The following is a 26,438-nucleotide window of genomic DNA, read 5'->3' as shown; positions in this document are numbered from 1 at the left end:
CTCCTTTTTTTTAATTCTTAATTATATTAATATTAGAAAAGGGGATGAATTTGGTGGTAATTAAGTTTTGTAAGAAATTATTGGCTGCATTGGAAAATAAGTTAATTACTTTATTAATACCTTGTACTTTTCCTTGATTGATTTTATTGTTTAGTCTTTGAGTTTCTGTTTCGTTGTTGTTTAATAAATAGAACTCAAAACGCGTGTCTAATTTTTTTAATTGTTGTCCCTCTACCATGGCTTGTTTATAGCGGTCTCGGAGACAGGTTTTGAAATTAAACGCCATTATTCGTTTGGTTTCTGTGAATAAAACTAAATCAAATTTTATGTCTGGAATGAAGAATAAATAAGCCTGGGGGTATAAATTGATGATTCCTTTGTTTTGAAAATATAATAAAATGAAATATTCATTAATTTTACCACGGATTACTTTTTGACTTTGAGAATTGTGTTGTTTATTATTAAGATATTCGTTTAGAAGGTTATGGGTTTTTATCATATATTCGTTAAATGGTTTGTTGAATAAAGATGGTTGGATTATTTGTTTAGTGATGTTAACACACAAAGATTGGTGGTTAAAAACATTAATGTTGTTGAAATGAAAATTAGTTAATTGATTCATTTGATTATTCCTTTCTAAATAAAAAAAGACTCTAATTAAAGAGTCTTTTTGGGTTTTTAAATTTAATTTTTTTGGTACGCCATTGAATAGTTACATCTTTTTTAATAGTTTTGATTTTGCCGTTGCTATAATGGATATATAAATTACCGTTTTGACAGTTTTCTTAATAATTATTGCCATTCTTTATTTCTCCTATTTTTTTGATAATGCATTGCTGATTAAATTTAGCATCTTTATCATTCATATTATTTAAGATGATTTTAGTTCCTAGGTTTTGTTTTTTCAAAAATTCATAATATCCCTTTTCTACTTGTTGAAAATAAGTTAAGGAACTAGTTTCAATCACATCTAATTTGTGATTCTTTTGGTTTATTTTTCGTTCCAAACCTAATTGAGGATTAATTTTTAGATAAATAGTGATATCAGGTTTGATGAATTTTTTACTTAATTTGGTAATTTTTGTCAATTTTTGAAGGATATACACGATAGGCGAAATTAGAGCCTAACCATCTATCTACTAAAATGATTTTGTTGGTTTGTAAGTTGGGTTTGATGAGTTCTTCTTGGGTTTGAATCATGTTGGCAAAACTTAAAAAATATCTAGTTAAATTATGCAAAGTATTGTGGGTTAAAAACGTTTCACGTATAAAATTACCAATTGTAGAACTACCTAATCCGCGAATAACCATCACTTCATTACCTTGTTTTGTTAATTCTTGTTGAACGCTTTTTATTAGACTTGTTTTTCCGCTCCCGTCGAGTCCTTCAAAAACGATTAATTTCATGATTTTTTCTCCTTTTAATCTTAATTTGGGCATAAAAAAAGACCTTCAAATTGAAGGCCTTAGAGTTTTAATTATTATTTAAATTTACTTAATCGTTTTAAATAAGTTGTTTGTGATAATTCTTCTTTGGATTTGGTTAAAAGTGTTAAGTATTTTTCGCTATCTTGAATCATTTTAGAGATAAATTGATTATCTTGATAAATTCGTACCACATGATAGTTTTGGTCGTTAAAATAAACCAAAAAGTAAGCAAATTTAGCTTGACTACAATATAATTGGCATTGAACTTGGTCCCAGTAGTATTGAGGGATATTTTCTAGTTGAGGGTGAGTTAAAAAATTAGTCCAAGTGGATGAGAATTCTTGGTTTTCGTTAACGAAAGGACATTTAATTTCTAAAACAGCTTGATGTTGTTCATTGTAACCATCTAAAGATGCGGAAAAAATGTTAACTTGATCATCAGTGAAAATGGTGTCTTCAAAAGTTAAATTGGTTTTTTGTATGAAAAACTGGCGATCGATCGGTTCCATTTTTTGCCCATGCAATGTATATTGATTAGCCGTAAAAGTGGTACCAAAGAGTTTATCATGGACTAATTGTGTCATGGAACGGAACGGATCTAAACCTGTAATCGCAGCAATTTCGGAAGCGTTAATGTATTTTTTGCGGTGTTGATACCATAATTGGGTTCTTTGATTTAAGTTTTTGATTCTCATAATAATTATTCTTTCTTAAAAATTTTTTTTAATAATAATAAAAGATATTTTCCTAAATAATAAATAAACCGTAGAACGTGATAAAGACATTTAAAAAGAAAATCAATTAAATATAAGAAATGAGGAAGAAATAATAAAATAATTATTAATAAACCTAAGTTTAACCATTGATTTTGATAAGTAAAGAAATAATGACTGATAATATTAAGGTTGTTGTTTAACTTAGTTAACCAAGTATTAATTAAATTCCACATGATGATTTGGTCGCTTCATAGTTAAATATTGGTAAAATTGAACCACTATTCCTTGTTTTAATTGGTAAATACTTAGTTTGACAGTGAAAAGATAAAATTTAATAACATAATAAATAGTGATAATTGGAAGAAATGAAAATAAAATAATGATACAAAAGATGAGATTACTAGGTAGAGATTGAAAGATTTTTTTAATTAACATAATTTTTGTTTCCTTTCCAAGGTTGTTGTTGTTGTTAAATAAAAAAAGACCCTGAAGGGTCTTTTAATTAAAATAGTAAAATTTTATATATAAATTATTCTTTAGATAATTTTATTAATTATTAATAACTAGTAGATGTATTATTTTGGTGATCTTTTTGATAAATTTTTAAAAAATTGTTTAATCTTTGTTCTCTTCTATTTAAACAGTCGACTTGTTTATTTAGCTTTATAAGTTCTAAAATAATTTGAATACGAACACTACCGTTAGAATTTAATATTTGAATAATTGTGTCGTTACGTTTATCAATAAAATTATTCATTTTTTCATCAATTATTTTTCTTTCGGTTAAAATATAAATATGTCCTTTAACTTCATTAATAGCTTCATGATTTAAATGAACTTTATTATTAAAAGATTCTAACATTATTTCTTCATGATATTCAATATTTATAATTTTAGCTATATTTTGTTCTTGTTCTTCTAATAATTTATTTAATTTTTCGTTTAATTCATTAAGTTCATTTGATGAATTATTATTGCCCATTCCCATAATTTTATGATTATTAGTTATTAATAGCAATCCTAATAAAACAAACAAACAAATATTTATTATTTTAAATTGATTTTGTAATTTAAACATTAATTAAAACTCCTTTTTTAATTCATAAAAATTATTTTTGTTCATATTGCCAAAAAATATACATATTTTTAGCTCCATTACCCATTTGTTTTAAATCTTCTAAAGTATATTTATTATCTTCATCATCTCTAATGCCATCATCAAAAAAAACACCTAATAAATTTCGAGGTGAATTTTTAATCTTCCACATAATTGAAAATTCTGCTATGTTTCCGTTATAACACGGACTAGTTAGAGTAAAATCAAAATATTTTTTAAATGTTTCGTGATTTTTAATAATATTAATATTTGATACAGTTACATTAATGATTCTCATATCACCAACAAACTCTTCATTAGGGGCAGCCATTATTTGAGTATTATTAATAATTAAAAATTCTAATAATAAAAAGAATAAACAAATATTTATTATTTTAAATTGATTTTGTAATTTAAACATAAATTAAATCTCCTTTTTTATTTTTTATAATCATTCTTTTTGGAACTTTCTGATTTATCAATTGGACATTTATAATTTCTTTTCATTAAATTCATAGGTTGAAGTTCATCATCTGATAATTCGTTTTCATCATCATTTATTGCAGAACTGATATTTTGTCTAGAACTTTCTGGTTGTTCAGATAATCTATTATTGTTTTTTCTTTTATTATATTTGTTGATTTCTGTTGTAATACATTTTTGTTTATGTGAAAGTTCTGATTTTTTTTCGTTATTAAGTTTTAAAATTGTTAATTCGCTTTGTATTGCTAATTCTGCTTTTACATATAAGGCATATTCTTTATCATTAGAAATTTCACTATTATTACTACTATTTTTATTACCCATTGCCATCACTTGATAATTATTATTAATAAATAACAACCCTCAAAAAACTAATAAACAAATATTTATTATTTTAAATTGATTTTGTAATTTAAACATTAAAAAAATCTCCTTTTTATTTCTTTAAATTTAACATATTTGAAAGTTGTTAAATTTTATTACCAGTCAGGGATGGTTCTTTTATTATTTTCAGCTTCTTGAACTTTATCATTATTGTGTTTATCTTGGTAAATCGACAAGGTTTTACGGACTGGGTTGAAGTGAAGGTGAAAATCAGTTAATTTGAAATTAGAATTGGAAACACGTGCGCGACCAATGTAATAGTCTTTGTCTTTGTCTAAGAATTGTTTAGGACCTTTGTATTTAAGGATTAAACAGTTACCACTTGAGTTTTCTTTGAATTGTTTTTCGAAATTGATATAATAATGTAAATAGCTGTCATGTTTAGTATCAAATTGAGCATGTTCGAATCCATTCACGGATGTTTCCTCATAAGTTAGCCCTTTGTTATTCCAACGGTCGAAAGGATAACGGTCTTTGATGTAATTGGCGAGGTTTGAAGGTTCTTTTTGTTTTTCGAGGCGTTTTTGAGCGATTGAAATATCGTTATGACTACCTTTTTTTCTTGAAGTTGTTTTTCATAATAACCAATTCCATTAAGGCCATCGAAGGTGTATTTGGCTTTAATCATGGTACATTTGTTATTATTATCATACCATTCTTCGATGTTTTCAAAATTAGTTTCTTTTATGCTGGAAATTTCTTTTTTTGGTAATTCTGGCAATTTAATGATGTTCATTTCGGTTAAAACGAAAAAACCAATCAATAAAAAAAGAAGTACCCCTAATATGATAAAAAACCATTTAATGATTTTTTTAATATTAAACATGATTAGTTCCTTTCGGGTAATTTATAACATATCAATATTTTAACACATTTGACTTTTGAATTTTAATTAAAACCATTTTTTGAACCAAGAAGTTACTTTTTCAACATTTTCTTTTGCACCCCTAATTCTTTGTCTTACATCTTCTTTAAATACTGTTTTTAAAGGTTGAATTGCGGCACTATAGGTAATCTTTTGGTTTTTAAAATTTTCATCAAGTTCGTCAAATTTTTTTGTTTTTTCGATTAATTTATTTTCTTCTTCTTTTAATTTTACTTTAGTTGCTTCATGGGCTTTTTGTTCGTCTTTTATTTGTTCTTTGAGTTTGTTGATTTCATGACGGAGTTCGGCGTTTTCTTCGATGTATCTGCTAGAAGCGTTTTCTAAAGCTTTAATGGTTCCTTCTAAAGCTTCAATGTGAAGGCCTTGTTTCACCCATTTATCGATTTGTTGTTCTAATTCTTCGCTTAAACGATTAATTTCATTTGCTTGTTCGTTGATGATTTGGTTTAAGTGGGTGATTTCTTGGTCTTTTTGGTAGATAGTTGCTTGATATTCTTTTTCTTTTTGTTGAAAATTAGTAGTCAATTGATTGATTTCCTGTTGGAGTGCTTGTTTTTCTTGTTCAGATAAAGCTTGATTATTTATTAATTCTTTGTTTTTAGTTTCAATTAAGGTTTTTTGTTCTTGGAGTTGGTTTTGGAGTTGTTCGGTCATTTGGTTTTGTTCGTTGATTTGATTGATTAATTCATTAATTTGTTTTTCTTTTTCAGTGTTGATCTTTTTTTCTTGATGAAGGTCAGTTTCTAATTGATTAATTTTTTGATCTTGGGTAAAGATTTCGTTTTCTTTAGAACGGATTTTGTCAGTTTGTTGATTGATTTCTTTTTGGAGTTCTTGTTTTTCTTGTTGAGATAGTTTTTGATTATTTTCTAATTCTTCTTGTTTTTGAGTTAAATCATGTTCTAAATTAGCTTTTTGAGTTTCTAAAGCTAAACTATTAATTTTTTCTTGTTGGAGTTGATGAACTGTTCCAAAAGTTTAGACACTTTTTGCTTTTTAAAAATTCTGTAAGACTAATTATTAAGTTAGTCTTTTTTTCTTTTCTAAGGCTAAAACAATAATTTCTTATCTTTTCTAAAAACGTTTTTAGAAAGGAATTAAATGTTAAGAGAAGAATTATTTAAAGAATTTTTAAAAAATAAAAAGAATTTAGAAATACGAGATCAATTAATTGAACTTCATTTACCATTAATCAAAAAAATAGTAAATCAATTTAAATATTATCCTCGAGTTTTAACTAAAGAAGATTTATATCAAGAAGGGATTTTAGGATTAATCAAAGCCCTCAATCATTACCAAGATTTAGGTTATGACTTTATCGCTTATGCTACTCCAACCATCAAATCGGAAATAAGAGAAATAATAAGAAAAAGCCATTCTCCTTCAATCCCACAAAAAAATCATAAAAAGGATAATCTTTCTTTTCAAGAAGATTTTTGTGAACCATATCAAATAAATAAACTAAATCCTCATCAATTATGGTTAAAACAAGTTAAGCATGAAAATTTTTTAAAAAAAATGAAAGCAAAATTAAGCGAAACCGAATTCAAAATTATCCATTTAAGTTTTGGTGTTCCTTTAGGGAATATCAACGAAGATTATCAAACTAGTTATTCGAATGAAGAAATAGCCCAAAAACTCCATTTATCTTTAAAACAAGTAGAAAATATTAAAAACATCGCTATCAAAAAATTAAAAAAAACAAAAAAACGTTAACCTTTCTCGTCCGTAATGACGTTAAACTAGTTATTTGAAACAATAAAAAAAACCAGATTACTTTCAAAGTAATCTTTTTTTGTATCAAAACTCAACATAAAATTTTTGAAACAACAGTAATAAACGATTCCAACATCAACAAATTAGATAGTCGTTCAATACATTTGTTTTCAAAAGTTTTATTGATGGATAAATAAAAAAATATATCAAAAAGAAGGAAAATTAAAATATGTTAAATAAAGTTCAATTAATAGGCCGTATAAGCCATGATTTAGAAAAACAATATATCAATTCAAACAACGAACAAATCCCTAAAATCGATTTTCAATTAGCGGTTAACCTTAAAGAGATAACCCAATTCATCCCTTGTGTCGCTTTTCGAAAAAAAGCCGAAAACATGAAGAAATATTTACATAAAGGTTCGAAAATTTATCTTGAAGGGCTTTTATCCATTCAAAAATATACGAATAATGAAGGTCAAACTAAAATTAACACTAAAGTTATTCTTCAAAACGTGATCTTTTTAGATAATAAACCTCAAGAAACTTTACCTTTTTAAAACAATCAATTCATAAAACTCAATAACAACCAAATAAACTTAATCATCTAACCCCTTTTGAAAAGGGGTTTTTTATTTGAAAAAAACACACAATTATTGGTAAGGACACCAAAAGAAATAAAAAAATAAAGGAGACAAAATGAAAAAAAGATATCCTATTTTATTAACCATTTCCTATTTATTTTTCATCATTAGTAATATTATGGCTTTATTTTTCAATTTTGAATTAGGATTAAAATTTAACGCTATGATCGCCATCTTTTCTGATATTTTCTTTTTATTTTATTTATGGAATAAGGAGAAGAAAGATGAAAATTAATTGGATTGGATGTAAGAAAAAACTTTTGCCTCAAATTATTTCTCATTTACCCAAACAATTTAAAACTTATTACGAACCTTTTTTAGGAAGTGGGGTTCTTTATTTTTATTTACAACCATCAAAAGCGATTTTAAACGATAATGATCACCAATTAATCACTATGTGGAAACAAAGTCTCCAAAATCCCGATCATTTCGTTAACAAGGTCAAAGCCATAGAAAATTATATTTACCAATATAACAACCAAAAGAACCAAAAACAAGCTTTTAAACATTTATTAAACCAATATAATCAAAATGTCAAAAAAAGAAAAAAATTAACCAGGTCAGCTATCTTTTATGTTTTAAATAAATACGCTTTTCGTGGTATTACTCGTTATGATAAGCAAAGTAATTTAAAAACAAATTTTGGGTATAAATCCAAACAAAAAACTCCCATCATCAATTTAAACGAATTAGTTACATTCTAAAGACATTTCCAAAATAAAAAACATGTTTTATATTGTATGGATTTTCGTCAAATTATCGCCAATAGTCAACAAGGCGATTTTCTTTTTATCGATCCACCATATTACTATGAAGGGATTAAAGATAAAGATTTTTACCAAAAACCATTTTCTTTTACTGATCATCAACAATTAGCCTTGGAATTACACCAAGCAACCAAAAGGGGTGTTAAATGGTTATATACCAATTATGAAACAACCCCAATTCTTCATTTATTTTCAAATTGTCACATCATTAAAACAAAAACAACAACAAGCCATTATCTCACCAACAAAAAAATCCATCAAGAAATCATTATTAAAAATTATGAGTAAAATTAAAATTTTCACTATCGTTTCACATCATTAAATTGGATATGAAACTCTATTTTAATTTAAATAACAGTAATTTTCCAAAAAAATCAAAAAAGGAGTCAAATCATTATGACTAAAAAAGAATTAATTAAAAAAATCGCTGAGGTAAATAAAACCTCAATTTCAAAAACAGAAGAATTTTATCATATCTTCGAAAAGACTTTAATCGAAGCAATTACTACTAATGAAGAAGTAGTTTTATCACCTCAAATCGGTAAATTCCAATTAAAACCAAGAAAAGCCTACATCGGTAGAAACCCTAAAACAAAGAAAAAATTAAAAATTCCTGCGAAAACAGTAGTCGCTTTTAAACTTTCAAAATCCATTAAAGATAAAGCGAAAACTTTAATTTTAAAATAACCCAATTATTTTCTTTCAAAAACCTAAGAAAGGAGGTTCTCTATGACATTAAACAAAAAAATTTATCTGAGTTTGATCGGATTATTAAGTTTAGGTTTATTGATTTTATTAATCTTTGGCATCACTCATTCTCGTCCACCAACTAAAAACCTATCATTAACTAAACAACCCTCATCAACAAAACAACAAAAGATCGAAAACCAAATCAAATTAGAACAAACCAAAATCAAAGAATTACAACAAAAAGATTACACCTTAAAAACCCAAATTGATGAGAATGTTAAAACTTTAACCGACATTATTACCAAAATTAAAACTCTCCAAACCGAATTAACTAATAATCCTCAATTAACTCCGACCATCAAAACCCAAAAACAACAACAATTAACCGAACTAAAAACCCAACAACAAACCCAACAAACCTTAGTCGATAATTTATTAGAACAAAGAAAAGCGTTAAACCAAAATCAAAAAGAAAAACAAGAAGAATTAGAAAAATTAGCTCAAGAAAAAGCCCAACTTCAAACCCAAGAAAACCTCCAACAACAAATTTCCCAATTAAACCAAGCTCTTAATTATGTCGAAGCTAATCAAAAAAGAATTGAAGAATTAAAAACGCAAAAAGAATATCGAAAAAATCAAACTGAATTAAAAAATCTAAATGATTTTCAACTGTTCTTAACTGATCAAAAATTAGCTTTTGAAAAACAAAAGAAAAATTTAACTATCCAATTAAATCATTTAAAAGAAAATAAACCTCTTCCTCATACTAAAAAACAAGTGACATTCAAAGATGTTTACGGTATGGAAACAGAAAAAGAAGAATTAGATGATTTATTAAGTTATTTTCGAACAAACCAATCCTTAATTAACTTTGATAAAGTTCGTCCCAAAGGTTATTTACTTTATGGACCGCCTGGAACAGGAAAAACCTTTTTAATTAAAGCTCTTTGTGGAGAAGCGAACGTGCACTTTATTAACTTAATTCCTTCCAAATTCCGCCAAAAATACATCGGTGAAGGAGAAAAAGAAGTGGATAAAGTGTGGCAAGAAGCCGAAAACCACGATAAAACCATTATCTTTATTGATGAAATTGAAGGATTAGAAAATCGTAATGATTCTAACATTTCTTCAGGAGGAGTTAATGTTATCAATACTTTATTAGATAAATTAGATGGTTTTAATAGTAGTAATAAAAAAATTGTCTTAATGGGAGTGACGAATAACCTTCATAAAATTGATACCGCTTTACGCAGTCGTTTCAGTAAAGAAATCTATATCGGTCATTTAAAAGATCATGAAATTGAAGGTTATTTAAAACATATTATCACCCCTTATCAAATTAGTTATCATACTTTCTTAGCTTTAAAAGAGATTACCCAATTATGTCAAGGCAAAAATCTTTCTAACCGTGATTTAACCACGATCATCGAAGAAGCTTACAAAAAAACAGCTAAATGGGCTCAACAAAACCCTCAAACCCATGAAGTCATGTTGCCTTCTGATATCGAAGAAGTCTTACAACTAAAATTAAAAACAAAACCCGATTATCAACAAATAAAACAACGCCGAACAGCTTGTGAAAATCAATACGCTCAATGGCGTGAAGGAATCCTTCAATATTTAGATAAACCTAAAGATGAAACCAAAATAGAAACCAATTTTACTTTTGATGGTTTAAACGGAATTAACTATTACAATCGTCGCTATTCTCAAATCCAAACGGAATTAAATAATATTAATCAGCAATTAACTAAAATCCACCAAGAAAACAAAATTCCACAATTAGAACAAGAATTAGTAACCTTAAACCAAACACCTGACAAATACGAACAAACCATTAAAGATAAAAACCAAGAAATCATCGATATTAAAAATAAACTTAAAAATCTTCCAGCTCAAGAAGAAAATTTAAGAAAAGAATTAAAGCTGGTCGAAAATCGTCGTGAACTTCAAAAAGAACCTTCTAACCTTGTATGTTACATCAAAGATCGTCATCCTTTCGACCGTTGGAACAATAAAGGGTTAACTTATAAGGAAACCTCCATTAATGGATTTAAATTTTCTCGTTTCGATAAAGAAGATGACAGTCAATTATATCTATATGTGAAATTAGAAAAACAATTCAAAGAAAACTCAAGTGGCAACTGTTTAATCCTTAAATACCAAGGCCCTAAACACTTCTTAGATGACGACAAAGACTACTACCTTGGTCGCGCTCGTGTTTCCGATTCCAACTTCGAACTAACTAACTTCCACCTCCACTTCAACCCTGTCCGCAAAACTTTATCCATTTTTAAAGATAAACATAATGTAATTAATCCCAATATCCAATAAATAACAACTTATATCAACTTAAGACTCTAATATTGATTAGAGTCTTTTTTTATATCAAATTAAAGAAAGAGAGAAAAACTATGAATAAAAAAAATAACAAAAAAAATACAAAAAAATCAACGGGAAAAATAATCATTACTAAAAGAAAACCGATAACCGAACCTCCTAAAATAATTATTGAAACACAAACTAAAAAAGAAAATTGGTTCCTTAAAACCTTAAAATCAATTATAAACAAAATCTTATTTTTATTACCATTTATCCTAATTGGTGGGGCAATTTATTGGACACTTTTCAAATTTTTTCCTGAAGTTTTAAACCAAATCAACGCTTTTACGAGTGATGCCCCAGCTAAAACTAAATCGTTATACGATAAAGCTACTCAACCAATTCGTAATTTTATTGAATATATCTATCATAAATTAACAGGCAATGATAAAGATCCTAATCACAATCCTTCGTCGCAAAATAAATTAGGTTGTTATCTAGCAACTACTTTAAGCGTCATCGGCATTTGTTTGGGAATTGGGAAAGTCGGTCATTGGTTAAAAAGCGGAAAGACAAAAACCATTAAAAAAGGAACTAAAACTATCATTCAAAAAAAAGCTACTTCCAAAATAGCGAATGTCGGTGGTAAAATCCTTAAAATTGGTAGTAAAGCTTTATTTTGGGTTTCTTTAGTTTCAACTGCTTACGAACTTTACCAATTTTATCACGAAGAAACTAAAATCCCTAATCCACCACAACAATTAACTAATAAAATAGAAAATCCCCCAACACCCATCTTACAAACACAAAATACAACCATTATTGAAGATGAAGAATCAACTTTAACTAATAATAATGAAGTTAAAGAAGAAACAAATCAAGAAGAAAGTATAACTGGTAACCTTAACAATCCCTGATAATGGTTCAGTTAATAAACCAACAACTGAACCAAAACATCTCCAACAAGAACAACTCCAACAAACACACCCACTTGGTGAGGAATTAAAAGAAACTAACAAAACAACTGAAAATCAACAACTAACTCCTGAAGAAATCATCAAAGCCAAAAACTTATTAGAAATTAAACTCCAACAAGAAAAAATTAATAGTTTAACTTTAGAAACTCAAAAAGCTAATTTAGAACATGAATTAACTCAAAAACAAGAAGAATTAGAAAACAATCAAAAACTATCTGAACAAGAAAAACAAGAACTTCAAAAAGAAATCAATCAACAAACTGACAAAATCCGTTCTAAAGAAAACGAAATCTTTAACCAAGATCAAAAAATTAATCAATTAGAAACTGACCTTCACCAAGAAAAAACGATCAACACTGAAAAAGAAAAACAAATTAATGAATTAATCAATCAAATCAACGAACAAAACCAAATGACTGAACAACTCCAAAACCAACTCCAAGAACAAAAATCGTTAATCGAAACCAAAAATCAAGAATTAATAACCAATCAAGCTTTATCAGAACAAGAAAAACAAGTACTCCAAAATGAAATCAATCAATTAACTACTAATTTTCAACAAAAAGAAAAAGAATATCAAGCAACTATCTACCAAAAAGACCAAGAAATCACCCAACTAAACCAAATCATCAATGAACAAGCCAATGAAATTAACCGTTTAAGCGAGGAATTAGAACAACAAATCGATAAATGGGTGCAACAAGGCCTTCACATTGAAGCTTTAGAAGGAACCATTAAAGCTTTAGAAAACGTCTCTGGTAAATATCTTGAAGAAAACGCCGAACTCCGTCATGAAATCAATAAACTCAAAGAACAAATAAAAGAAGAACAAAAAGCTCATGAAACAACTAAAATAACCTTAAAAGAAAAAAGCGATCAATTAACCACCGAAAAAGAGGAATTAGACAAAATTGACAAAATTCTCAAAAATCAAGAAAAAACCTATAGTGCCGCAATTCAACCTTTGAAAACAAAATTTAAAGAAAATATAAAACAAACAATTAACGGTACAAAGGAAAATGTTAATAAAGTAACTTCTTGGTTCAAAAAATGGTTTTAATTAAAATTAAAAAGTCAAATGTGTTAAAATGTTGGTATATTATAAATTACCCGAAAGGAACTAATCATGTTTAATATTATTAAAAAAATCATTAAATGGTTTTTTATCATATTAGGGTTATTATTATGTTTATTGATTGGTTTTTTCTTTTTAACCGAAATGAACATCATTAAATTACCAGAATTACCAAAAAAAGAAATTCCCAGCATAAAAGAAACCAAAGCTGATATAAAAGAAGAATGGGAAGAAATTGATCACCGAGGAAGAACTCAATCAATGATTGAAATTCATTATACCTTTGATGGCCTTAATGGAATCGGTTATTATGAACAGCAAAAACTTAAGGCAGAACAATTATTTCGCGAACGAGAATCGTTAGAAAAACAAGCTAAAGAAAAAAACCTACAAATTTATTTAAATGATAAAACCATAGATATGAATCGTTCACCTAATAATCCTGAATTAGATAATTTATCAGAAAAAATCATGAAAAATCACAATGAACTAATCAAAATAAATCAAAAATTAATATTAGATCGCCTCGAAACCCAAAAAGAACCCTCTAACTTAGCTTGTTACATCAAAGATCGTCATCCTTTCGACCGTTGGAACAATAAAGGGTTAACTTATAAGGAAACCTCCATTAATGGATTTAAATTTTCTCGTTTCGATAAAGAAGATGACAGTCAATTATATCTATATGTGAAATTAGAAAAACAATTCAAAGAAAACTCAAATGGCAACTGTTTAATCCTTAAATACCAAGGCCCTAAACACTTCTTAGATGACGACAAAGACTACTACCTTGGTCGCGCTCGTGTTTCCGATTCCAACTTCGAACTAACTAACTTCCACCTCCACTTCAACCCTGTCCGCAAAACTTTATCCATTTTTAAAGATAAACATAACAATGATAAAGTTGAAGAAGCAGAAATGAACAAAAACCATCCTAATGGTTGGTAAAAATAAAAATTAAAGGAGATTTTAATTAATGTTAAATTTAAAAAATCAATTTAGTAGAATAAATTTATTCTTTATTAGCTTAGGATTGTTGTTTTTGGTTAATCATCATCCAGTGATGGCAATAGAAAATAAAAAAATATGCAATCTAAATATGAAGATTCATAATATTTGGATTCAAAAAAAAGAAGATATTGTGTCTCATGTTATAAATAAAAATATTGATCAAATATTTAGTTATTTAACTTTAGATTATCCTTGTTATAATAGCTCCACCAATAATAAAAATGATCTTTGCTGGCGTATTAAAGAACCTCCTAATAATTTATTATTTGTTTTTTTTGATAGTGGAATTAGATCTAATGAAGATGAATTTTATTCTTTAGAAGATCTAAATGAAATGGGCAATGGAGCAAAAAATATGTATATTTTTTGGTTAACAAAAACATTATATCCACAAATTAAAACTCAAAAAGATATTATAAATAAAGAAATATTTTACCAATTAAAAATAAAATTGAAAAATATTGAAATAGAAAAATTAAATATTGAATTAAATTTATTTAAAGAAATAAAATTACAATTAGAAAAAGAAATAGATAACCAAACAAATATTTATCTTAATACAAAAAAAATTATTCTAAATCTAGAAAATTATATAAATAATTTAGAAGAAATTAACAAAAAAAACCAAAATATTAATTTAGAAAATGAAAAATTAAAACAACAATTAAACTTAAAATATATAGAATTACAAAAAGAAAAAGAAAAATTTTTAAATCAACAAAATAATATAAACAAATTACAACAAGAATTAAATCAAAAAACAACTACTTATATGGGTATTTTTAATTCATTGTATAAAAAAATATTTTAATGTTTAAAAAATTTAAAAGAATAAAAAAATTATATTACAAAACAAAGACTCTCTCTTATAGAGAGTTTTTTTATTTCACCAAGAAAGGAAACAAAAATTATGTTCATTAAAAAAATCTTACCATCTTTATCCATTAACATCATTATCTTTATTTTTTTAATCCCTTTAATTTTTATTAATTATTTCATCAAATTCTATCTTTTTACTTATCAATTAAACATCCAAAGGTTAAAGAAAGGCATCGTAGTTAGATTTTATCAACATCTAACCACTATTAAAACTAATAATCATGTGGAACCTAATTAATACTTGGTTAACAAAGTTAAATAATGGGTTTGTTGCTATAAGTAATTGTTTTTTTAATAATCAAAACCAATGGCTTAATTTAGCTTTATTAACCATTATTTTATTATTTTTACCTCATCTCTTATGTTTAATTGATTTTCTTTTTAAATTTTTACATTATATAATTAAATTTATTTATTATTTAGGCCAATATATCATCTCATTATTTAAGAAAGGTAAATAACCATGCAAATCAAACTATCACAACGTACCAAAGAATGGTATCAACACCGCAAACAATACATCAACGCTTCTGAAATTGCTTCGATAACGGGTTTAGATCCTTTTCGTTCCATGGAACAATTAGTCCATGATAAACTCTTTGGCACCACATTTACTTCCAATAAATACACCGAACATGGTAATAAAACCGAACCTTTAGCTAGAACTTTCTTTTAAAAAACAACTAATCTAAATTTTCCTGATACCATCTTTACCGATGATGAAGTCAAAATGTTTTCCGCTTCCTTAGATGGTTATAATCAACAAACCAACACTCTCTTAGAAATCAAATGTCCTTATCGCGATGAAAACAACAATATATCAACATCATGGAATGGCTTCTTTTCCTACCAAGAAGTCCCTATTAACTACTGGGCTCAAATTCAATGTCAACTCTATTGTTCCCAAGCTAAATTTGCTTATTTTTTAGTTTATTTTAATGATAATGATTATCATGTAGTCAGAATTTACTTAGATAATAATTTTATTACCAAAATGATTCAAGATAGCAAACAATATTTAGAACTTTTATCAAAAACTAAACAAGAATTATCACAAACAACTTATTTAAAACGATTAAGTAAATTTAAATAATAATTAAAACCCTAAGACCTTCAAATCGAAGGTCTTTTTTTTATGCCCAAATTTCAATTCAAAGGAGAAAAAAATGAAATTAATAGTTTTTGAAGGCTTAGATGGCAGTGGTAAAACAACTTTAATTCAAAAAATTAGAAAACAATTAGAAAAACAAGGCCACGAAGTAATTACTCTACAAGGGTTAGGCAGTTCCTCCATCGGCCAACCTCTTCGTGATATCTTTTTAACTAATGCCCAATTAAAACCATTAACTCGCTATTTATTGAGTTTTGCTAATATGCAACAAATCCAAGAAGAGGAAATAAAACCACATTTAGAAACTAATAAAATCATTTTAATAGATAGATGGTTAGGTTCTAACTTTGCCTATCAAGCTTATCCTCGCAACATTGATAAAAATTATCAGCTTTTTAATTTACTTAATAAACAATTTATTAAACCAGATATGACTGTTTATCTCAAAATCAAACCACAATTAGGTTTAGAACGCAAACAAAACCAAAAAGATCATAAATTAGACGTCATAGAAACTCATCCTTTATCATACTTTCGCCAAGTAAGCCAAGGATATGAATTATTCTTAGAAATAAAAAACCTCGGCCACAAATTAATCTTAAAAGAGATGAATAGCAAAACAACATTAACTAACCAAAATCAAATTATTAAACAAATAGGAGCATTATAAAATGGTGATCATAATTAAAAAAACCTGCCAAAACGGCAACACTTACATCTATTTTTCTAATGGAAAAATCAAAACTATTCATAAAGATGGCACCATCACTTGGAAAACAAAAAGAATTTTTAAAACTAAAAAAACCAACAAAAGACCTTAATTTAAAGGTCTTTTTTTATTTAAAGAAAGGAATATCAAATGTTAAATAACCAAGATTTTATGAATATTAATCAATTTAATACTAATATCCAAACTGTGGACATCTTAAAAGGTTTTTTTAAAAAAACTACCTTTAATCTTTCTGTTGACAAATATATGAAAACCAATCACCAACAATTAAACCATTATTTTAACCAAAATAATATCCACTCTCAAAGTCAAAAAGTAATCCGTGGTAAAATCAATGAATACCTTATTTTATTATATTTTCAAAATAAAGGTATCACTAATTTATACCCTCAAGTAAATTTATTTTTTATCCCAGACATTAAATTTGATTTAGTTTTATTTACTAAAAATAAAAGAATAATCGCTTTTAATTTCAAAACCTGTCTCCGAGACCGCTATAAACAAACCATGGTAGAAGGACAACAATTAAAAAAATTAGATACTCGTTTTGAGTTTTATTTATTAACCAACAACGAAACTGAAACCCAAAGACTAAACAAGAAAATCAATCAAGGAAAAGTCCAAGGCATTAATCAAGTAATTAACTTATTTTCCAATTCAGCCAACAATTTCTTACAAAACTTAATTACCCGTCAATTAATACCTTTTTCTAACATTAACATCATTAACAAAGAAAAAAAGGAGTTAATATAAAATGTTAAACAACGAACAAAAAGCGTTAAAACAAATCATTTCCTATATGAACCAAAATAAAACTGACCAATTAAGTTTTTATTTTCAGCTCATTGAACCACAACCTTTTTTAGATAAACAACATACAAAAATCTTTCAGGCCTTAAAATATTTAACTTTAAACCAGACAAATACTCATCCCTTTGATAAAATCAAATCTCAAACGGAGATTATCCAAGAGTTACTCACTTATCTCCAAACCCATTTTCCCCAAGATAACTTCACTAAAGCATCATTATCTTTTTTAAGTGATGATGTTAATGAGGAAAATAACCTTGATTTTTTAGCTAACCTAAAACATACCTATACCCAAGAAAAACTGTTCCAACAACTCTTAAAAATTATTAGTCCTTCTTTTGAAAACAAAGATCCTTATCATAAACATCTATACTACCAAGAAATCTTTGATAAATTAAGAAAATTTATGTCCTTTATACCTCATCCCTCCGATAAGACTTTGTTAACTTTAAATCAAATGGCTTCTTGTCATCCTGAATTTTTTGAAACTGATAATCAATCCAAACAAAAAATTCAAGAAGAATATTACCGCCTATCAGAAACTTTCCGAGGCTTAAATCAAGCCACGAAAGGCTTTAAAAAGGGTCAAATTATCACCATTGGGGGCTATACAGGTTTAGGAAAAACCACTTTTGTTTACAACCTTCTTTTAGATATCACTAAAACCAAACACCAAGAAACTCATCATCATCCTCATCTCTTAGTTTTTTCTTATGAAATGACGATGGAGGAAAATTTAAGTCGTTTATTAGCCTACCAAAATCAAATTCCTTTAGATGTTATTTTAGATAAAAATTGGGAAGACTTAAACATCACTCAACATACCTACATGGAAAGGATGAAACAAGCCAAACAATTTTTTACCCAACTTAAATTATCATTTAGTTATGATCAAGGCAAAAACATTGATTATGTAATTGATTTAGTTTATCGCCTTCATTTAGAAAAACAAGTCGAAATTATCGTCATTGACCACCTTCAAATAACCAAAACCACAACCCACTTAGAAAATGACCGTTTAGCCATTGACGAAATTATGACGAAACTCAAACAATTAGCCATGGAATTAAACCTTGTTATTATCATTTTATCTCAATTTTCAAGAGATACATACAGCAATTACCAAAGTAAATCACCAGAAATAACAGCTTTAAAAGGAAGTGGTGGAATTGAAACTAACTCAGATATCGTCTTAATGATGTCTGAATTCCAACCCAAATTATCCAAAGACCAAGACAAACCCTTAAATATCTATAATCAAAATTGTAATCAATTATATTTAGCATCAAAAAATAACGAATCTCAAAAAATCATTGAATTATCTATTAAAAAGAATCGCAGTGGTACCAAAAAGAACTTAGTTTATCACTTTGAAATGACCACGCAAACCTTCCAAGAAATCGGTTATATTTTACCTTATCCATTAGAAAGTTATTAAGGAGAAAACTCAATGAATTATCAAGATAAAATAAAACACATCCAAACTCATTTCCCCATGTCAGTTTTATTAAAAAAATTAAATATAATACCACCAAACTTCAACCCCAAATATCGTTTTCCTTGTCCCGTCCATCAAGGACAAAACCCCACTTGTTGTCATTTAACTTCTACTAACAAAATTCATTGTTGGAAATGCTGTCGTGATTACGATATTATTGATGTTTATATGACTATCCGTCAAATTCAATCCTTTCATGAAGCGATCAAAAGAATAGAAGGATTTATGAATTCTTTCGAATTTAAAACCTTAAGCCAACAAGAAAAAGAAATAACTAAAATAACTATTAACCCTTTTCAACAACCATATCAACCTATTAAATTAAAACAACCAGTTGACGAACAGGAAATTAATATCAAAAAGAAACAATTATTTAAAGAAATATCGCCTTTATTCAACCAAATTAGAGATTATTATCATTATTTGTTAATTTCTAACCAAAATAACGAAAGTCAACCAGGAATAGAATATTTAACTCAAAAAAGAAAACTCACTATAGAAACCATTAAAGAATTTAAACTAGGGTATGCCCCCTTATCTGATAAACCTTTATCTTTTCGTCTAGTAAATTATTGTAAAAAACAAAATATTGATACAACAAAATTAGTTGAATATGGCTTTATCAAAGAAAAAACCAGTCAACAAAATAAAAAATATTTTCATGATACTTTTCATGGTTCCATTATTATCCCCATTGAAAATGGTTATCATCAAACTTTTCATTTTTATCAAAATCATTTCCGTGAAGTTTCTTATTTTCAACCTAAATATAAATCCCTCAATAATTTTAGTCAAACCCCGACCTTTTATTTTAGTTATCGTTTTTTTGAAGCTTTACCATATATTAAACAAACGAAAACTATAATCATTCATGAAGGTTTTTTTGATGTCATTAGTTGTTGGCAAAACAATATTAAAAACGCGGTCGGTTTAATTTGTGTTACTCAATTACTTTCGCAATCCCAACTAGAAATTCTCAAAAAAGAAAAAATCAAAGTAATTATTGCCTTAGATAATGACGAAACAGGCCGAAAACGCAGCGAAGCCTTAGGAGAACAACTTAAAGAAGAAAATATTATTTACGAAATTAGACGTATTTTACCACCTTATGATAAAACTTGTAAAGATGTCGATGATTTATTACGTCAATACGGAAAAGAAGCATATCAAAAATGTTTTTTAGCTCCATACATTAATTATGAAGAGGCCAAAAAGAAAATCATCGTCGATTTAGCGGTTCATTTCTTTGGTGAAGACAAAGTAGAAGTAATTAATTAAATTATTTTTTTATACCAAAATATATAACATCTAAACATATAAAAATATTAACATACCCCCAAATAAGCGCATATACCCTAAATTTTGCGATTTTATTTTTCGCAAATTCGGGGTTTTTTATTTTTATAACAAACCAAACAAAAGGAGAAAAGAAATGAAAAACGACACTAGTCAAGAAATTAGAATCGGGGGCTGGAACACAAAAACCACCCCTAATGATTTAACTCAAATTAAAAACTTTTTAAAAATATTAAAAGAAGATTTAATTAATCTCACCATTATTGCTCATTCTAAAAAGAAAAATACCTACCAAGAAGCTAATTACCGTCCCAAAAACCAAACTCTCTTCGTCGATCCTCAAATCTTAGAAGAAATTAAACAAGCAAAAATAATTTTAATTAATGATAATTTCTCTTCTAGTAATAGCAAACTATTACTTTCTGATTTAACCCCGCTTAAAAGCCAAAATAACTCCCTTAAACACCTATTTAATATCTTCCAAATCAATTATAAAAATGAATCTAAAAATATCATCAAAAAATTAATTGGCAAAATCAATCTTCATAAACTAGAAAACTTACAATTATACCAACTAGACCCTCAAAAGCTGGATAAATATCATAAACCCATAAAAACAAACTATAAGAAAGGGTTAAACATCATCTATTATCGAAAAGAAGATTTAAAATACATTCAATCTTTTTTAACAAAAGATAAACAAGGTTATCGGGTTAAAAAGCTACATCCCAAATATAAATATATACCTAAACAACAAGAATGACACTTTTATGACACTTCACTGACACTTTTATGACACTTCATTGACGCTTTTATGACGCTTCACTGACACTTTTATGACAATTTGACTTTGAAAATAATCTATATAAAGATTAACTCATTGAAGGAGTGATATTTGATATTTTATATCGATAATGATAATGATACTCGATATTTGATATTATCGCATTATCATTTTTTATATCATTATTATTTATCGATATCATAAAAACCTCTTTTTAGTAATTTTATTTTTTTAATTTATTGCAATCATTAAATCAACTTTAATTTTTAAATTAATTGCCTTCCCAAGTATTGAATATATGTATTAAACAAAAAGAAGAACGCGCTGAAGCGCTTTATTTATTCCAATAAAAAATCTTTTAGAGTTATAATAGTTGATATATTTAAAATAATTTATAAAGATAATTGGTGTTAAGATGCAAAAATTAAAACAAAAAATTAAATTATTACAAAAAATGATTGAAAAAATTAAAAAAATTGATAAAAAGATTGTTTTTCATTTAGTAAACCAATTCAATAAAACTCTTAATTTAACCACCATTTTAAAAACAATTCAAATTAAAAGAAGTACTTATTATTATTGGTTAAAAGTTAAAAAAAAACTAAAAGAAAAAGAAGAAAAATATTTTTTACAACAAAAACGGATTAAAGCTTTATGTCTCCATTATCAATATTTTTACGGTCATCGGAAAATCACTGATTTATACCAAAAAACCTTTAATGAATTTATCACCAAGAAAAAAGTTTATCTCATCATGAAAAAAAACGACATTAGTTGTCGTTTAAGAATTAAAAAAAATTTTACTTACCGTAATTTAAAAAATAATCTCCAAATAATTCCTAATTTAATCAATCAAGACTTTATGGCCACCAAACCTCTTCAAAAACTCTTTACTGATATTACTTATTTTAAAACTAATCAAGGTTTTCTCTATTTTTCTTGTATTATTGACTCTTTTAACAACCAAATCATCGCTTCTCATACTTCAAACCAACAAAATAAAGATTTAGTTTTAAATACTATTAAAAAATTACCTTCATTAAAAGAACCTTGTATCATCCACTCCGATCAAGGCAAAGTTTATCAATCGCTCAAAATTCAACAAACTTTAACGAAAAAAGGTTTTTTAATCAGCATGTCAAGAAAAGCCACCCCTCGTGATAACGCTGTTATTGAAAATTTTTTCGGTCAAATGAAAACGATCTTACAACATCAAAACCCTTTTTTATTTCAAAAATCTCCTGATAAAATGAAAAAATTAATCAATCAATTTCCTCAATTTTGGAATACTAAGTGGATTTTAAGCAAATTAAACTATTCAACTCCATCTCAATATTCTCAAAATTTGAGATAAATTTTTAGTTGATTTAACATAAAATAATATAACCTTGAAAAAGTTTACTTTAGTGCGCTTTTTTTTACCTAAAAATAGTAAAATTTAAAAAAAATATCATTTTCTTTTATTTTGTTGACGAGTTTTTAATTTTTTTTACCTAACTATATAGTGAAGGGTTAAAATATTAGCAAAAATATCTTTTGAAACTAGCAAATTATAAAAAAAATATTAGACACTTTTTTCGTCTAATGAAAATACTTTGTTAGTTTGAAAAGATATGAAATTATCACTTAATTTTAAGTTTTAAAGAATAATTTTAGAGACAAAAGTTGTCTAAAAAAACGGAACAGCGCATGAATTTCTAATAAGTTTTTGGCTTTGATGATTTCTTCAGGAGTTAGTTGTTGCGTTTCCGTTGTTTGGTTAGTTTCTTTTAATTCCTCACCAAGTGGTGGTGTTTGTTGGAGTTGTTCTTGTTGCAATAAGATAGGTTCAGTTGTTGATTCAACTGAACCATGATCAGGGATTGTTAAGGTTACCAGTTTTACTTTCTTCTTGATTTGTCTCTTCTTGATTTGTTTCTTCTTGAATTGGATTAACTATAGTTGGTAATTCATTGTTTGGTTGTTGTTGAATAGGTGGTGCTTGTAAGATTGTTGTTGGGGGATTTTCCATTTTATGGGTTAATTGTTGTGGAGGGTTAGGGATTTTGGTTTCTTCTTGATAAAATTGGTAAAGTTCATAAGCAGTTGAAGCTAAAGAAACCCAAAATAAAGCTTTACTACCAATTTTAAGGATTTTACCGCCGACATTCGCTATTTTGGAAGTAGCTTTTTTTTGAATGATGGCTTTAGTTCCTTTTTTAATAGTTTTTTTCTTGCCACTTTTTAACCAATTACCAATTTTCCCGATTCCGAAACAAATCCCGATGACGGTTAAAGTAGTGGCTAGATAATAACCTAATTTATTTTGAGGCGAAGGAGTACGATTAGGATCTTTATCGTTGCCTGTTACTTTATTATAAATATACTCGATAACTTTACGAATTGGTTGAGTTGCTTTATCGTATAACGCTTTAGTTTTAGTTGCGGTGTTGCTCGTAAAAGTGTTGATTTGGTTTAAAACTTCAGGGAAAAATTTGAAAAGGGTCCAATAAATCGCCCCACCAATTAATAATAACGGAATACACCAAATGAGGATTTTAAAGAAAGTTTTAACGATTTTAAATAACCAGTTTTCTTTTTTAGTTTGAGTTTCAATAATTATTGAAGGAGTTTGAGTTTTTCTTTTGATAATTATTTTATTAGATTTATTGTTTTTTGATTGATTTTTAGTGTTTTTATTTGTTTTATTATTATTTTTTGATTGATTTTTTTTAGTTTCAATTATTTTTTTTGACATATTTTTACTCGCTTTTTTTTGGATTTAAAGTTTTTTTAAAATAAAAAAGACTCTAAATGAGAGTCTTTTTGATCGTGTGGAATTATTTTTGATTATTGTTTTGAGATATTGCGTGATGTTTATCTTGGTAAATCGACAAGGTTTTACGGACAGGGTTGAAGTGAAGGTGAAAATCAGTTAATTTGAAATTAGAATTGGAAACACGTGCGCGACCAAGGTAATAGTCTTTGTCGTTGTCTAAGAAGTGTTTAGGACCTTTGTATTTAAGGATTAAACAGTTACCACTTGAGTTTTCTTTGAATTGTTTTTCGAAATTGATATAATAATGTAAATAGCTGTCATGTTTAGTATCAAATTGAGCATGTTCGAATCCATTCACAGATGTTTCCTCATAAGTTAATACTTTGTTATTCCAACGGTCGAAAGGATAACGGTCTTTGATGTAGTTGGCGAGGTTAGATGGTTCTTTTTGAAGTTCACGACGATTATCGACCAGCTTTAATTCTTTTCTTAAACTTTCTTCTTGAGCTGGAAGAGTTTTAAGTTTATTTTTAATATCGATGATTTCTTGGTTTTTATCTTTAATGGTTTGTTCGTATTTGTCAGGCGTTTGATTTAAAGCGACTAATTCTTGTTCCAATTGAGAGATTTTATTTTCTTGGTGGATTTTAGTTAATTGCTGATTAATATCATTTAATTCCGTTTGGATTTGAGAATAGCGACGATTGTAATAGTTAATTCCGTTTAAACCATCAAAGGTATAACGACATTCAATTTTAGTTTCGTCTTTGGGTTTATCTAAATATTGATTGAACCCTTGACGCCATTGGGCGTATTGGTTTTCACAAGCTGCTCGGCGTTGTTTTACTTTTTGATGATCGGGTTTTGTTTTTAATTTTAGTTGTAATACTTCTTCAATATCAGAAGGCAACATGACTTCATGGGTTTGAGGATTTTGTTGAGACCATTTAGCGGTTTTTTTGTAAGCTTCTTCAATGATAGTAGTTAAATCACGGTTAGAAAGATTTTTGCCTTGACATAATTGAGTAATCTCTTTTAAAGCTAAGAAGGTATGATAACTAATTTGATAAGGGGTGATAATATGTTTTAAATAACCTTCAATTTCATTATCTTTTAAATTACCGATATAGATTTCTTTACTGAAACGACTGCGTAAAGCGGTATCAATTTTATGAAGATTATTAGTTGCTCCCATTAAGACAATTTTTTTATTACTACTATTAAAACCATCTAATTTATCTAATAAAGTATTAATCACATTGACTCCTCCTGAAGAAATGTTGGAATCATTACGATTTTCTAATCCTTCAATTTCATCAATAAAGATAATGGTTTTATCATGATTTTCGGCTTCTTGCCAAACTTTATCCACTTCTTTTTCTCCTTCACCGATGTATTTTTGTCTGAATTTGGAAGGAATTAAATTAATAAAGTGAACGTTAGCCTCACCACAAAGGGCTTTGATTAAAAAGGTTTTTCCTGTTCCTGGGGGTCCATAAAGTAAATAACCTTTGGGGCGGACTTGATCGAAGTTAATTAAAGATTGGTTCGTGCGAAAATAAGTTAATAAGTCTTCTAATTCTTCTTTTTCGCTTTCCATGCCGTAAACGTCTTTAAATGTCACTTGTTTTTTAGTATGAGGAAGAGGTTTATTTTCTTTTAAATGATTTAATTGGATAGTTAAATTTTTCTTTTGTTTTTCAAAAGCTAATTTTTGATCAGTTAAGAAAAGTTGAAAATCATTTAAATTTTTTAATTCGGTTTGATTTTTTCGATATTCTTTTTGAGTTTTTAATTCTTCAATTCTTTTTTGATTAGCTTCGACATAATTAAGAGCTTGATTTAAGTGGGAAATTTGTTGTTGAAGGTTTTCTTGGGTTTGAAGTTGGGCTTTTTCTTGCGCTAATTTTTCTAGTTCTTCTTGTTTTTCTTTTTGATTTTGGTTTAACGCTTTTCTTTGTTCCATTAAATTATTAACTAAGGTTTGTTGGGTTTGTTGTTGATTTTTTAGTTCTGTTAATTGTTGTTGTTTTTGGGTTTTGATTGTCGGATTTAATTGCGGGTTATTAGTTAATTCAGTTTGCAGAGTTTTATTTTTAGTAATAATGTCGGTTAAAGTTTTGACATTTTCATCAATTTGGGTTTTTAAGATGCGGTCTTGTTGTTGGAGTGCTTGGATTTTGGCTTGTTCTAATTTGATTTGGTTGTCGATCTCTTGTGGTTGTGTTGATGGAGGTTGTTTAGTTAATGATGGGTTTTGAGTTGGTAGATGAGAATGAGTGATGCCGAAGATTAATAAAACCAATAAACCCAAACTTAATAATCCTATAAAACTAAGATAAATTTTTTTGTTTAATGTCATAGATAACCTCCTTTCT

At 27.3% G+C, this 26,438-nt stretch carries 29 protein-coding genes and 4 pseudogenes; 19 read left to right on the top strand and 14 right to left on the bottom strand.

The features are described 5' to 3' along the window. Nucleotides 1-10 precede the first annotated feature (10 nt). From QN326_RS00985 to QN326_RS00935, 11 genes and pseudogenes are all read right to left on the bottom strand, one after another. The gene (locus tag QN326_RS00985; RefSeq protein ID WP_024563623.1) at nucleotides 11-622 is read right to left on the bottom strand and encodes a hypothetical protein; all 612 of its coding nucleotides are present in this window, start codon (nucleotides 620-622) and stop codon (nucleotides 11-13) included. A gap of 163 nt (nucleotides 623-785) precedes the next feature. After that, nucleotides 786-1,407, bottom strand: a pseudogene (gene tmk / locus QN326_RS00980) (dTMP kinase). Between the two features lie 74 nt (nucleotides 1,408-1,481). Next, a complete protein-coding gene (locus QN326_RS00975; RefSeq protein WP_342386685.1) occupies nucleotides 1,482-2,123 on the bottom strand; it encodes a YqaJ viral recombinase family protein in 642 nt (213 codons plus the stop codon). 5 nt (nucleotides 2,124-2,128) lie between these two features. Beyond that, the gene (locus QN326_RS00970) at nucleotides 2,129-2,377 is read right to left on the bottom strand and encodes a hypothetical protein (RefSeq protein ID WP_342386684.1); all 249 of its coding nucleotides are present in this window, start codon (nucleotides 2,375-2,377) and stop codon (nucleotides 2,129-2,131) included. Further along, nucleotides 2,361-2,579 (bottom strand): hypothetical protein, encoded by a 219-nt coding sequence (locus tag QN326_RS00965; RefSeq protein WP_342386683.1) that lies wholly within the window; start codon nucleotides 2,577-2,579, stop codon nucleotides 2,361-2,363. The genes QN326_RS00970 and QN326_RS00965 overlap by 17 nt, the downstream gene beginning before the upstream one ends. 121 nt (nucleotides 2,580-2,700) lie before the next feature. Then, the gene (locus QN326_RS00960) at nucleotides 2,701-3,222 is read right to left on the bottom strand and encodes an SVM family protein (RefSeq protein WP_034172311.1); all 522 of its coding nucleotides are present in this window, start codon (nucleotides 3,220-3,222) and stop codon (nucleotides 2,701-2,703) included. Nucleotides 3,223-3,253: 31 nt separating this feature from the next. Further along, complete coding sequence (locus QN326_RS00955) at nucleotides 3,254-3,661, bottom strand: SVM family protein (RefSeq protein WP_342386682.1); 408 nt, start codon at nucleotides 3,659-3,661, stop codon at nucleotides 3,254-3,256. A gap of 17 nt (nucleotides 3,662-3,678) precedes the next feature. Then, nucleotides 3,679-4,047 carry an effector protein gene (locus QN326_RS00950; RefSeq protein WP_342386792.1) on the bottom strand — a complete coding sequence of 123 codons (369 nt, stop codon included), beginning with the start codon at nucleotides 4,045-4,047 and terminating at the stop codon, nucleotides 3,679-3,681. Nucleotides 4,048-4,086: 39 nt separating this feature from the next. After that, nucleotides 4,087-4,143, bottom strand: a complete 57-nt coding sequence (locus QN326_RS00945) for an SVM family protein (RefSeq protein ID WP_425323428.1) — start codon at nucleotides 4,141-4,143, stop codon at nucleotides 4,087-4,089. Between the two features lie 59 nt (nucleotides 4,144-4,202). After that, nucleotides 4,203-4,933: pseudogene (locus tag QN326_RS00940) on the bottom strand (effector). A 66-nt stretch (nucleotides 4,934-4,999) separates the two neighbouring features. Then, nucleotides 5,000-5,647, bottom strand: a complete 648-nt coding sequence (locus QN326_RS00935; RefSeq protein WP_342386681.1) for an ATPase — start codon at nucleotides 5,645-5,647, stop codon at nucleotides 5,000-5,002. Between the two features lie 447 nt (nucleotides 5,648-6,094). On the opposite strand from QN326_RS00935, the gene QN326_RS00930 reads away from it, so the two are divergent. The 19 genes and pseudogenes from QN326_RS00930 to QN326_RS00840 all read left to right on the top strand — a co-directional run bounded on the left by QN326_RS00930 (nucleotide 6,095) and on the right by QN326_RS00840 (nucleotide 22,656). Further along, complete coding sequence (locus QN326_RS00930) at nucleotides 6,095-6,709, top strand: sigma-70 family RNA polymerase sigma factor (protein WP_342386680.1); 615 nt, start codon at nucleotides 6,095-6,097, stop codon at nucleotides 6,707-6,709. 229 nt (nucleotides 6,710-6,938) lie between these two features. Beyond that, nucleotides 6,939-7,268 (top strand): single-stranded DNA-binding protein, encoded by a 330-nt coding sequence (locus tag QN326_RS00925; RefSeq protein ID WP_011160693.1) that lies wholly within the window; start codon nucleotides 6,939-6,941, stop codon nucleotides 7,266-7,268. Between the two features lie 139 nt (nucleotides 7,269-7,407). After that, nucleotides 7,408-7,587 carry a hypothetical protein gene (locus QN326_RS00920; RefSeq protein ID WP_034172243.1) on the top strand — a complete coding sequence of 60 codons (180 nt, stop codon included), beginning with the start codon at nucleotides 7,408-7,410 and terminating at the stop codon, nucleotides 7,585-7,587. Next, nucleotides 7,577-8,407: pseudogene (locus QN326_RS00915) on the top strand (DNA adenine methylase). Before QN326_RS00920 ends, QN326_RS00915 begins: the two are co-directional and overlap by 11 nt. 108 nt (nucleotides 8,408-8,515) lie before the next feature. Then, the gene (locus tag QN326_RS00910) at nucleotides 8,516-8,806 is read left to right on the top strand and encodes an HU family DNA-binding protein (RefSeq protein ID WP_011160691.1); all 291 of its coding nucleotides are present in this window, start codon (nucleotides 8,516-8,518) and stop codon (nucleotides 8,804-8,806) included. A gap of 42 nt (nucleotides 8,807-8,848) precedes the next feature. Continuing rightward, a complete protein-coding gene (locus QN326_RS00905; RefSeq protein ID WP_342386679.1) occupies nucleotides 8,849-11,143 on the top strand; it encodes an AAA family ATPase in 2,295 nt (764 codons plus the stop codon). A gap of 80 nt (nucleotides 11,144-11,223) precedes the next feature. Further along, a complete protein-coding gene (locus tag QN326_RS00900) occupies nucleotides 11,224-12,048 on the top strand; it encodes a hypothetical protein (protein ID WP_041624737.1) in 825 nt (274 codons plus the stop codon). A gap of 472 nt (nucleotides 12,049-12,520) precedes the next feature. Beyond that, nucleotides 12,521-13,168, top strand: a complete 648-nt coding sequence (locus QN326_RS00895) for an ATPase (protein ID WP_342386678.1) — start codon at nucleotides 12,521-12,523, stop codon at nucleotides 13,166-13,168. 66 nt (nucleotides 13,169-13,234) lie between these two features. Continuing rightward, the gene (locus QN326_RS00890) at nucleotides 13,235-14,131 is read left to right on the top strand and encodes a hypothetical protein (RefSeq protein WP_342386677.1); all 897 of its coding nucleotides are present in this window, start codon (nucleotides 13,235-13,237) and stop codon (nucleotides 14,129-14,131) included. A gap of 28 nt (nucleotides 14,132-14,159) precedes the next feature. Beyond that, nucleotides 14,160-15,005, top strand: a complete 846-nt coding sequence (locus QN326_RS00885) for an SVM family protein (protein ID WP_011160720.1) — start codon at nucleotides 14,160-14,162, stop codon at nucleotides 15,003-15,005. A gap of 99 nt (nucleotides 15,006-15,104) precedes the next feature. After that, on the top strand, nucleotides 15,105-15,311 hold the full coding sequence (locus QN326_RS00880) for a hypothetical protein (protein WP_017193158.1): 207 nt from the start codon (nucleotides 15,105-15,107) through the stop codon (nucleotides 15,309-15,311). Nucleotides 15,312-15,536: 225 nt separating this feature from the next. Next, nucleotides 15,537-16,166 (top strand): annotated as a pseudogene (locus tag QN326_RS00875) (YqaJ viral recombinase family protein). Nucleotides 16,167-16,239: 73 nt separating this feature from the next. Continuing rightward, complete coding sequence (gene tmk / locus QN326_RS00870; protein WP_011160718.1) at nucleotides 16,240-16,854, top strand: dTMP kinase; 615 nt, start codon at nucleotides 16,240-16,242, stop codon at nucleotides 16,852-16,854. A gap of 1 nt (nucleotide 16,855) precedes the next feature. After that, on the top strand, nucleotides 16,856-17,005 hold the full coding sequence (locus tag QN326_RS00865) for a hypothetical protein (protein WP_173401684.1): 150 nt from the start codon (nucleotides 16,856-16,858) through the stop codon (nucleotides 17,003-17,005). Nucleotides 17,006-17,043: 38 nt separating this feature from the next. Continuing rightward, entirely contained in the window at nucleotides 17,044-17,667 is a 624-nt protein-coding gene (locus tag QN326_RS00860) for a hypothetical protein (RefSeq protein ID WP_342386676.1), read from the top strand. A 1-nt stretch (nucleotide 17,668) separates the two neighbouring features. Next, on the top strand, nucleotides 17,669-19,162 hold the full coding sequence (locus QN326_RS00855) for a replicative DNA helicase (RefSeq protein WP_342386675.1): 1,494 nt from the start codon (nucleotides 17,669-17,671) through the stop codon (nucleotides 19,160-19,162). A 12-nt stretch (nucleotides 19,163-19,174) separates the two neighbouring features. Then, a complete protein-coding gene (locus tag QN326_RS00850; protein ID WP_342386674.1) occupies nucleotides 19,175-20,500 on the top strand; it encodes a toprim domain-containing protein in 1,326 nt (441 codons plus the stop codon). A 154-nt stretch (nucleotides 20,501-20,654) separates the two neighbouring features. Then, on the top strand, nucleotides 20,655-21,281 hold the full coding sequence (locus QN326_RS00845; RefSeq protein WP_342386673.1) for a phase variable surface lipoprotein: 627 nt from the start codon (nucleotides 20,655-20,657) through the stop codon (nucleotides 21,279-21,281). Nucleotides 21,282-21,717: 436 nt separating this feature from the next. Continuing rightward, nucleotides 21,718-22,656 (top strand): IS3 family transposase, encoded by a 939-nt coding sequence (locus tag QN326_RS00840; RefSeq protein WP_342386672.1) that lies wholly within the window; start codon nucleotides 21,718-21,720, stop codon nucleotides 22,654-22,656. 278 nt (nucleotides 22,657-22,934) lie between these two features. Here the strand turns inward: QN326_RS00840 and QN326_RS00835 are convergent, their stop codons facing one another. The 3 genes from QN326_RS00835 to QN326_RS00825 all read right to left on the bottom strand — a co-directional run bounded on the left by QN326_RS00835 (nucleotide 22,935) and on the right by QN326_RS00825 (nucleotide 26,422). Beyond that, complete coding sequence (locus tag QN326_RS00835) at nucleotides 22,935-23,120, bottom strand: hypothetical protein (protein ID WP_342386671.1); 186 nt, start codon at nucleotides 23,118-23,120, stop codon at nucleotides 22,935-22,937. A 37-nt stretch (nucleotides 23,121-23,157) separates the two neighbouring features. Continuing rightward, nucleotides 23,158-24,039 (bottom strand): hypothetical protein, encoded by an 882-nt coding sequence (locus tag QN326_RS00830; protein WP_342386670.1) that lies wholly within the window; start codon nucleotides 24,037-24,039, stop codon nucleotides 23,158-23,160. Nucleotides 24,040-24,121: 82 nt separating this feature from the next. After that, nucleotides 24,122-26,422 carry an ATP-binding protein gene (locus tag QN326_RS00825; protein ID WP_342386669.1) on the bottom strand — a complete coding sequence of 767 codons (2,301 nt, stop codon included), beginning with the start codon at nucleotides 26,420-26,422 and terminating at the stop codon, nucleotides 24,122-24,124. Nucleotides 26,423-26,438 lie beyond the last annotated feature (16 nt).

This window comes from Candidatus Phytoplasma asteris, from assembly GCF_038505995.1.
GTDB lineage: Bacteria > Bacillota_I > Bacilli_A > Acholeplasmatales > Acholeplasmataceae > Phytoplasma > Phytoplasma asteris.
The sequence above is the reverse complement of the archived record's forward strand: the minus strand, read 5'-3'. Positions and strand labels throughout refer to the sequence as shown.

Bases quoted from the DNA above. Each gene is read 5' to 3' on its own strand.
- QN326_RS00925 (WP_011160693.1), top strand. From the start codon at position 6,939: ATGTTAAATAAAGTTCAATTAATAGGCCGTATAAGCCATGATTTAGAA.
- tmk (WP_011160718.1), top strand. From the start codon at position 16,240: ATGAAATTAATAGTTTTTGAAGGCTTAGATGGCAGTGGTAAAACAACT.
- QN326_RS00970 (WP_342386684.1), bottom strand. From the start codon at position 2,377: ATGTGGAATTTAATTAATACTTGGTTAACTAAGTTAAACAACAACCTT.
- QN326_RS00955 (WP_342386682.1), bottom strand. From the start codon at position 3,661: ATGTTTAAATTACAAAATCAATTTAAAATAATAAATATTTGTTTATTC.
- QN326_RS00920 (WP_034172243.1), top strand. From the start codon at position 7,408: ATGAAAAAAAGATATCCTATTTTATTAACCATTTCCTATTTATTTTTC.
- QN326_RS00830 (WP_342386670.1), bottom strand. From the start codon at position 24,039: ATGTCAAAAAAAATAATTGAAACTAAAAAAAATCAATCAAAAAATAAT.
- QN326_RS00910 (WP_011160691.1), top strand. From the start codon at position 8,516: ATGACTAAAAAAGAATTAATTAAAAAAATCGCTGAGGTAAATAAAACC.
- QN326_RS00845 (WP_342386673.1), top strand. From the start codon at position 20,655: ATGAAAAACGACACTAGTCAAGAAATTAGAATCGGGGGCTGGAACACA.
- QN326_RS00880 (WP_017193158.1), top strand. From the start codon at position 15,105: ATGTTCATTAAAAAAATCTTACCATCTTTATCCATTAACATCATTATC.
- QN326_RS00905 (WP_342386679.1), top strand. From the start codon at position 8,849: ATGACATTAAACAAAAAAATTTATCTGAGTTTGATCGGATTATTAAGT.
- QN326_RS00850 (WP_342386674.1), top strand. From the start codon at position 19,175: ATGAATTATCAAGATAAAATAAAACACATCCAAACTCATTTCCCCATG.
- QN326_RS00865 (WP_173401684.1), top strand. From the start codon at position 16,856: ATGGTGATCATAATTAAAAAAACCTGCCAAAACGGCAACACTTACATC.
- QN326_RS00890 (WP_342386677.1), top strand. From the start codon at position 13,235: ATGTTTAATATTATTAAAAAAATCATTAAATGGTTTTTTATCATATTA.
- QN326_RS00935 (WP_342386681.1), bottom strand. From the start codon at position 5,647: ATGACCGAACAACTCCAAAACCAACTCCAAGAACAAAAAACCTTAATT.
- QN326_RS00985 (WP_024563623.1), bottom strand. From the start codon at position 622: ATGAATCAATTAACTAATTTTCATTTCAACAACATTAATGTTTTTAAC.
- QN326_RS00975 (WP_342386685.1), bottom strand. From the start codon at position 2,123: ATGAGAATCAAAAACTTAAATCAAAGAACCCAATTATGGTATCAACAC.
- QN326_RS00900 (WP_041624737.1), top strand. From the start codon at position 11,224: ATGAATAAAAAAAATAACAAAAAAAATACAAAAAAATCAACGGGAAAA.
- QN326_RS00840 (WP_342386672.1), top strand. From the start codon at position 21,718: ATGCAAAAATTAAAACAAAAAATTAAATTATTACAAAAAATGATTGAA.
- QN326_RS00950 (WP_342386792.1), bottom strand. From the start codon at position 4,047: ATGGGTAATAAAAATAGTAGTAATAATAGTGAAATTTCTAATGATAAA.
- QN326_RS00855 (WP_342386675.1), top strand. From the start codon at position 17,669: ATGTTAAACAACGAACAAAAAGCGTTAAAACAAATCATTTCCTATATG.
- QN326_RS00860 (WP_342386676.1), top strand. From the start codon at position 17,044: ATGTTAAATAACCAAGATTTTATGAATATTAATCAATTTAATACTAAT.
- QN326_RS00965 (WP_342386683.1), bottom strand. From the start codon at position 2,579: ATGTTAATTAAAAAAATCTTTCAATCTCTACCTAGTAATCTCATCTTT.
- QN326_RS00895 (WP_342386678.1), top strand. From the start codon at position 12,521: ATGACTGAACAACTCCAAAACCAACTCCAAGAACAAAAATCGTTAATC.
- QN326_RS00825 (WP_342386669.1), bottom strand. From the start codon at position 26,422: ATGACATTAAACAAAAAAATTTATCTTAGTTTTATAGGATTATTAAGT.
- QN326_RS00960 (WP_034172311.1), bottom strand. From the start codon at position 3,222: ATGTTTAAATTACAAAATCAATTTAAAATAATAAATATTTGTTTGTTT.
- QN326_RS00930 (WP_342386680.1), top strand. From the start codon at position 6,095: ATGTTAAGAGAAGAATTATTTAAAGAATTTTTAAAAAATAAAAAGAAT.
- QN326_RS00885 (WP_011160720.1), top strand. From the start codon at position 14,160: ATGTTAAATTTAAAAAATCAATTTAGTAGAATAAATTTATTCTTTATT.